Origin of the sequence: Jiangella rhizosphaerae (assembly GCF_003579925.1) — a bacterium.
GTDB lineage: Bacteria > Actinomycetota > Actinomycetes > Jiangellales > Jiangellaceae > Jiangella > Jiangella rhizosphaerae.
Genome location: NZ_QUAL01000355.1, coordinates 1 through 7,179, shown reverse-complemented (window position 1 = coordinate 7,179; position 7,179 = coordinate 1). Strand labels below are relative to the sequence as shown.

7 protein-coding genes are annotated in these 7,179 nt (G+C 75.2%); 4 read left to right on the top strand and 3 right to left on the bottom strand.

Translation table 11 applies throughout. The features are described from left to right. Positions 1 to 84: 84 nt before the first annotated feature. Positions 85 to 1,020, bottom strand: coding sequence for an AraC family transcriptional regulator (locus tag DY240_RS24970; RefSeq protein ID WP_119662409.1), 936 nt, complete (start codon positions 1,018 to 1,020; stop codon positions 85 to 87). Positions 1,021 to 1,093: 73 nt separating this feature from the next. Between DY240_RS24970 and DY240_RS24965 the strand changes: the two genes are divergently transcribed. The 3 genes from DY240_RS24965 to DY240_RS24955 are packed head-to-tail and all read left to right on the top strand — an operon-like array spanning position 1,094 to position 4,514. After that, positions 1,094 to 2,110, top strand: coding sequence for an SDR family NAD(P)-dependent oxidoreductase (locus DY240_RS24965; protein WP_119662408.1), 1,017 nt, complete (start codon positions 1,094 to 1,096; stop codon positions 2,108 to 2,110). A gap of 53 nt (positions 2,111 to 2,163) precedes the next feature. Beyond that, complete coding sequence (hisD, locus tag DY240_RS24960) at positions 2,164 to 3,483, top strand: histidinol dehydrogenase (protein WP_119662407.1); 1,320 nt, start codon at positions 2,164 to 2,166, stop codon at positions 3,481 to 3,483. A gap of 5 nt (positions 3,484 to 3,488) precedes the next feature. Continuing rightward, a complete protein-coding gene (locus DY240_RS24955; protein ID WP_119662406.1) occupies positions 3,489 to 4,514 on the top strand; it encodes a LacI family DNA-binding transcriptional regulator in 1,026 nt (341 codons plus the stop codon). 4 nt (positions 4,515 to 4,518) lie between these two features. On the opposite strand, the gene DY240_RS24950 is transcribed toward DY240_RS24955, so the two are convergent. Next, positions 4,519 to 5,112: a DUF1707 SHOCT-like domain-containing protein gene (locus DY240_RS24950; protein ID WP_119662405.1), complete on the bottom strand. Its 594-nt coding sequence runs from the start codon at positions 5,110 to 5,112 to the stop codon at positions 4,519 to 4,521. Further along, complete coding sequence (locus tag DY240_RS24945; RefSeq protein WP_119662404.1) at positions 5,109 to 6,788, bottom strand: phospho-sugar mutase; 1,680 nt, start codon at positions 6,786 to 6,788, stop codon at positions 5,109 to 5,111. Before DY240_RS24945 ends, DY240_RS24950 begins: the two co-directional genes overlap by 4 nt. A gap of 65 nt (positions 6,789 to 6,853) precedes the next feature. Here DY240_RS24945 and DY240_RS24940 point away from each other — a divergent pair. Continuing rightward, the coding region (locus tag DY240_RS24940; protein WP_147375515.1) for an AfsR/SARP family transcriptional regulator at positions 6,854 to 7,179 on the top strand (326 nt) is incomplete at its 3' end.

The window sequence follows — 7,179 nt, the reverse complement described above, 5'->3', positions numbered from 1 at the left end:
CAGCCTTCGACAAGCCACACCCCACCCGGGGGCTCTCACCCGTTCAACCCGACACGCCGTCACCAACCTCATGGCCGAGTACATCTAGGCGCTGGTCCCGCCATTCGAGATGGCGCCGTCGCGGACCCGGAACCGGTAGCGCAGCGGCGACTCGCCGACCTCCCGCTTGAACGCGGTGCTGAACGCGCTCTCCGACGCGTAGCCGAGGTCGTACGCCAGCGACCCGACGCGGACGTCGTCGTCGCGGAGCGCCCGCTGGGCCAGCAGCATGCGCCAGCGGCCGAGGTAGGTCAGCGGCGGCACGCCCGCCACCGTCCGGAACCGTTCGGCGAACGAGGTCCGCGACATCGCCGCCGCGCGCGCCAGCTCCTCCAGCCCCCAGCGACGTCCCGGTTCGGTGTGCATGAGCCGCAGCGCCGGACGCAACCGTTCGTCGGTGAGCGCCCGCAGCCAGCCCGGCGGCAGCTCGGCCTGGCCGACGTAGGCGCGCAGTACCTCGAGCAGCAGCAGCTGGCCGTACTGCCGGATCGCGAACGCCGAGCCCATGCGGTCGCCGGCCACCTCGTCGAACAGCCGGTCGAGGCAGCCGCGCAGCTGCCCGGCCGTGGCGGCCGCGGCCCGGACGTGCGCCACCGGCGGCAGCGCCTGCATCAGCAGCGCCCGGCCGGCCGGGTTGAGGTCGACGCGGCAGCCGATGAGGACGTCGTCGGTGGCGCGGTCGGCGCCGGCCAGGGCCGGGCGCTCCTCCGGCAGCACCTCGCGGCGCGGCCCGTCGCCGGTGCCGCCCTCCAGCCGCAGCCACGGCCGGTCGGTCAGGATCGCGACGTCGCCCGGCTCGAGGTCGATCGGCCCGCCGACGTCGGTGGTCAGCCGGACCCGGCCGGACACCAGCGCGAAGAACTTGAGGCGGTCGAGCAGCTCCGCGCGGGAGAACCAGGGGCCGCGCACCGCGATGCCGCCGGACACCAGGCCGCGGATCTCGACCAGGTCGAGCACCTCGGAGAGTTGATCGTCACTCACGTCCGTACTATCGCGCAAGAAATGCGGACCGACAAATATTCAGCGTACGGCCCATCGCGAGCACGCTGGTGGCATGACACATCGGCAGCACCCCATCGGAACCGGATTCACCGCCGCCTCGACCGCCGACGACGTCCTGAAGGGCATCGACCTGAACGGCCACCACGCCGTCGTCACCGGCGGCCACGCCGGGATCGGCCTGGAGATCACCCGGGCGCTCAGCAAGGCCGGCGCCTCGGTCGTCGTCGGCGCCCGCAACCCCGAGCGCGCGGCGGCCGCGGTGGCGGACATCGAGCGGGTCGAGCTCGTCCGGCTGGACCTCCTCGACCCGGCCTCGATCGACGCCTTCGCCGCCCGTTACCTCGACTCCGGCCGCCCGCTGCACCACCTGCTCAACAACGCCGGCATCATGGGCGGCCCGCTGGTCCGCGACGCCCGCGGCTACGAGTCGCAGTTCGCCACCAACCACCTGGGCCACTTCCAGCTCACCCTCGCCCTGCTGCCGGCGCTGCGCGCCGCCCGGGGCGCCCGCGTCGTCAACACCACGTCCGGCGGTCACCGGCTCTCCGACATCCGCTGGGACGACCCGCACTTCGAGTCCGGCTACGACGACCTCGGCATGCTCGGCTACGGCCAGTCCAAGACCGCCAACGTCCTGTTCGCCGTCGAGCTCGACCGCCGCTGGGCCGCCGACGGCATCCGCGGCTACGCGGCGCACCCGGGCATCGTCGTGACGACGAGCCTGGGGCCGTGGCGGGCCGAGGGCCAGGCGCCGCCGGACTTCCTCAGCGACGACCAGCTGCGCGCCATGGGACTGCTCGACGACGCCGGTCGGCCGGTCATCGACCCGGACCGCGAGATGAAGACGCCGCAGCAGGGCGCGAGCACGCCGGTGTTCGGGGCCACCAGCCCGCTGCTCGACGGCATCGGCGGCGTTTACCTCAAGGACAACGACGTCTCGCCCCTGGACACCCCGCGGCCGATCGACTTCGGCGCCGAGGAGGTGTCCTCGGAGGTCGTGCCGCATGCCGTCGACCCGGAGTCGGCCCGCCGGCTGTGGGAGCTGAGCGAACGCCTCCTCGCGCGGTGAGGTCCGGTGGGTGTATACGTATACACACCCACTGACCACCGGGAAGGCACGACATGAAGACGCTCAAGGACCGCTCGGCCACCGTCGACCGCAGCGCCGAGGCCGCCGCCGTCACGGCCACCGTCGCGCGCATGCTCGCCGACATCGAGGCCGGCGGCGACACCGCCGTCCGGACGTACTCCGAGCAGCTGGACTCGTGGTCGCCGCCGTCGTTCCGGCTGGACGAGGAGGAGATCGAGCGGATCGTCGCGACGGTGCCGGACCAGGCGCTCGAGGACATCCGGTTCGCGCAGGCGCAGGTCCGCGGGTTCGCCGAGCGGCAGCTGGCGTCGCTCCAGGAGTTCGAGGTCGAGACGCTGCCCGGCGTGCACCTGGGGCAGAAGCACCTCCCCATCGCGTCGGTCGGGGCCTACATCCCGGGCGGTCGCTACCCGCTGACCGCGTCGGCGCACATGACGATCGTGACGGCGAAGGTCGCGGGCGTGCCGCGGGTGGCCGCGTGCACGCCGCCGATCCGCGGCGAGGTCCCGGCCGCCACGATCGCCGCGATGTCGCTGGCCGGCGCGGACGAGATCTACCTGCTCGGCGGCGTCCAGGCGATCGGCACGCTGGCGCTGGGAACGGAGACGGTGCCGCGGGTCGACCTCATCGCCGGCCCGGGCAACGCCTACGTCGCCGAGGCGAAGAAGCAACTCTACGGGCGCGTCGGGCTGGACCTGTTCGCCGGGCCGACGGAGATCCTGGTGCTGGCCGACGAGACCGCCGACCCGTTCACCGTCGCCGTCGACCTGCTGTCGCAGGCCGAGCACGGGCCCGACTCGCCCGCCGTCCTCATCACCACCAGCGAGGACGTCGCCCGCGCGGCCATCGCGCACGTCGAGGAGATCCTGCCCGGCATGCCGACCAGGGACATGGCCGGGCCGGCCTGGCGCGACCACGGCGAGGTGCACGTCGTCGACACCCTCGAGGAGGCGTACGCGCTCGCCGACGAGCGGGCGTTCGAGCACGTCGAGGTGCTGACGGCGGACCCGCGGGCCGCGCTGTCCCGGCTGCGCAACTACGGCAGCCTGTTCCTCGGCTCGCTGACGACGGTGTCGTTCGGTGACAAGGTCATCGGCACCAACCACGTGCTGCCGACGCGCGGCGCGGCCCGCTACACCGGCGGGCTGTGGGTCGGGAAGTACCTCAAGACGGTGACGTACCAGGAGATCACCGATCCGGCGTCGAGCGCGCTGCTCGGCGAGGTCTGCGGCCGGGCGTCGCGGGTCGAACTGTTCGAGGGGCACGCCCGGTCCGGCGACATCCGCGCGGCCGCGCACACGGGCGCGTCGCTGGAGTGGACCGGCCACGCGTTCGGGGGCGTGCGAGACTGACCCGCATGGGGAAGCCGCCCGTGGGCGCGGGGCGCCCGCCGACCAGCGTCGACATCGCGCGGGCGGCGGGCACGTCGCAGGCGACGGTGTCGCGGGCGCTCAACGGCGGCCGGGTCGCGGCGGCCACCCGCGAGCGGATCCTGGCCATCAGCCGGGAGCTCGGCTACACCCCCAACGCGGCAGCCCGCAGCATGGTGACCAGCCGGACCGGGCTGGTCGGCGTGGTCGTGTCCGACCTCACCAACCCGTTCTACCCGGAGTTCCTCGAAGAGATCGCCGCCTGCCTCGGCGCGCGCCGGCAGCACATGCTGCTGCAGAACGCCGCGGGCGGTGACGAGGACGCGGTCGAGCTGCTGCTCCAGCAGCGGGTCGACGGCATCGTGTTCACCGCCGCGGTCGAGGGGTCCGCCGCCGTGGCCGGCCTGGTGGCGCGGCGGTTCCCGGTCGTCCTGGCCAACCGGGTCGTCGACGCCGGCTGCGACACCGTCGAGGGCGACCACCCGGCCGGCGCGGCCGCCGTCGTCGACCACCTGGCCGGGCTCGGGCACCGGCGCATCGCGGTGCTGGCCGGCCTGCCCGGGGCGAGCACGTCCGCGCGGCGGCTGGCCGGCATCCGCGACCGGCTGGCCGAGCGCGGCCTCCCGGAGGCGCGCGTCGTCGAGACCGGCTTCGACTACGACCGCGCCGTGCGGGCGGCGACGGAGCTGCTGACAGGCCCGCACCCGCCGACGGCGATCGTCGGCCTCAACGACCAGGTCGCGTTCGCCGCCCTCAACGCGGCCGCCGCCCTGGGCGTCCCGGTGCCGGCGCGGCTCTCGGTGGCGGGGTTCGACGACGTGCGCCAGGCGTCCTGGCCGACGCTCGGGCTGACGACGGTGCGCCAGCCGCTGGCCGCGATGGCCGCCCGCTCCGTCGCGCTGCTGAACGAGCGCGTCGACGACCCCTCGCTCGCGCCGAGGCACGAGGTGCTGCCGGCCGAGCTGGTCGTCCGCTCGACGACCGGTCCGCGGCCCGAGGCGCGCGAGCCCTGACGTTCTACGTCGCGCGGGAGACCTCCACCCGGAGGCTTCCGCCGAACGTCGTGCCGGTCACGACGATCACGTGCGTCACCGGCGTTCCCGGCGCCGCGTGCCGGGAGGTGTGGTCGCGGATGCGGCCTCCGGTCGCGATGACCCCGCTCAGGTCGACCCCGACCCCCGGCGGGACGATCAGCCGCACCCGGCTGCCTGATGCCGCGAGGCGCAGCGTGCTGCGGCCACCCTCCGGCAGCCGCGCCAGCGTGTAGTCCAGCCGGGCGGATCCGCCGATCACGCCGAGCTCGATCACCTCCGGCACCGTCCAGGCGCCCTCGCGGCGGAACCGCTGGCCGGCCGCCTGCCACCGCACGACGTCATCGGCCCCGGCCGGCCGGGGCACTGGCGCCGGCGTCGGCGCGGCGACCGGCAGGCCCTCCGTCAGCGGCTCCAGGTCCGCGAACGTCCGCGCGGTGAGCGCTCGCTCCACCCGCTCCTCGAGCTCGTCGGTGTCGAGCCGGCCGTCCGCCGCCGCGTCGCGGAGGATCTCGACCATCCGGTCGCGGTCGGCGTGCGAGACCCGCATCAGCCGCTGGTCGGGCTCCTCGGCGCTCATGACGACAACCCTAGAGCCGCGGCGACGTCGGCGCGGACGGCGGCCAGCCGGCCGGCCGCGACCGCCCGCGCGGCGTCGACGTCGCCGCCGTCGACCGGGACCACGACCTCCAGGTAGCACTTGAGCTTCGGCTCGGTGCCGCTGGGCCGGACGACGACCCGCGTGGCGTCGGCGGTCAGGTAGCGCAGGCCGTCGGTCGGCGGCAGCCCGCCGTCGCCGGCGAGCAGGTCGTCCGCCGTCACGACGCCGGACCCGCCCAGCGACGCCGGCGGAGCCGAGCGCAGCCGGGCCATCGCGCCGGCGATCAGCGACAGGTCGTCGACGCGGACGGAGAGCTGGTCGGTGGCGTGCAGGCCGTGCGCGACGGCGAGGTCGTCGAGGACGTCCCACAGCGTCCGGCCCGCCGCCTTCGTCCGCGCGGCCAGCTCGGCGACCAGCACGGCCGCCGAGATGCCGTCCTTGTCGCGCACCGACTCGGGGTCGACGCAGTAGCCCAGCGCCTCCTCGTAGCCGTACGCCAGGCCCGGCACCCGGGAGATCCACTTGAACCCGGTCAGCGTCTCGGCGTGCTCGAGCCCGTGTGCGGCGGCGATGCGCCCGAGCAGCCGCGACGACACGATCGAGTTGGCCAGCACCCCGGTGCGTCCGCGCCGGGCCAGGTGCTCGCCGAGCAGCGCCCCGACCTGGTCGCCGTGCAGCATCCGCCAGCCGGTGCCGTCGCGCGCCGGAAGCGCCACGGCGCACCGGTCGGCGTCGGGGTCGTTGGCGATGACGATGTCGGCGCCGACCCGCTGCGCCAGCGCCAGCGCGAGGTCGATGGCGCCGGGCTCCTCGGGGTTCGGGAACGCGACGGTGGGGAAGCCGGGGTCGGGCTCGGCCTGCTCGGCGACGGTGTGCAGGTCGGTGAAGCCCGCCCGGAGCAGCGCCTCGCCGGCGGTGGCGCCGCCGACGCCGTGCAGCGACGTGTGCACGATGCGCACCTCGCGCGGCCCGCCGCGCTCGGCCACCCCAGCGGCGGCCGCCAGGTACGCCGTCACGACCTCCTCGCCGATCTCGGTCCAGCCCGACTCCGCCCGCCGGACCGACGCGACGGACGTGACGGCGTCGATGTGCGCGGCGATCCCGGCGTCGGCCGGCGAGACGATCTGCGAGCCGCCGTCCGGCCCGCCGAGGTACACCTTGTAGCCGTTGTCCTGCGGCGGGTTGTGGCTGGCCGTCACCATGACGCCGGCGTCGGCGGACAGGTGCCGCACCGCGAACGCGAGCACCGGGGTCGGCAGCAGCCGGGGCATGACCAGCGCCTCGATGCCGGCCGCGGTCAGGACGGCCGCGGTGTCGGCGGCGAAGTCCGACGACCGGTAGCGCGCGTCGTAGCCGACGACGACGCGGTGCCGCGAGCCGTCGGCGGGGGTGCGGGCCTCGCGCAGGTAGGCGGCCAGGCCGGCGGCGGCGCGGATGACGACGGCGCGGTTCATCCGGTTCGGCCCGGCGCCGATGGCGCCGCGCAGGCCCGCGGTGCCGAACTGCAGGAAGCCGGCGAACCGGTCGGCGAGGTCCGCGGCCGCGGCGTCGTCGCCGGCCGCGGCGGCGTCGAGCACCGTCTGCAGCTCGGCTCGGGTGGCCGGGTCGGGGTCGTCGGCCAGCCAGCCACGGGCCTGATCGAGCACGTCGGTCATCGCGGAGTCTCCTCTTCCCGCGAGGCGGACGTGGTGCCGTCCCGCGTTCAGGAGATCCTAGGAGCATGCAGGTCTCGATCCTCGGACCGGTGCGCGTGGGCGCCGCCGGTGAGATCCCGGGCGCGGGCGTGCGCGCGCTGCTCGCGCGGCTGGCGCTGGCGCCCGGCCGGGTCGTCGGAGTCGAGACGATCGTCGACGACGTGTGGGCCGGCCGCCCGGCCAACCCGGCCAACGCCGTGCAGGCGGCGGCGTCGCGGCTGCGCAAGGCGCTCAACGGCCATCCGGTGGCGGTCGAGGCGGTGGCCGGCGGCTACCGGCTCGCGGTCGGCCGCGACGACGTCGACGCCGCCGTGGCCGAGGCGCTGCTGGCGTCGGCGACGGCGGCGCTGCG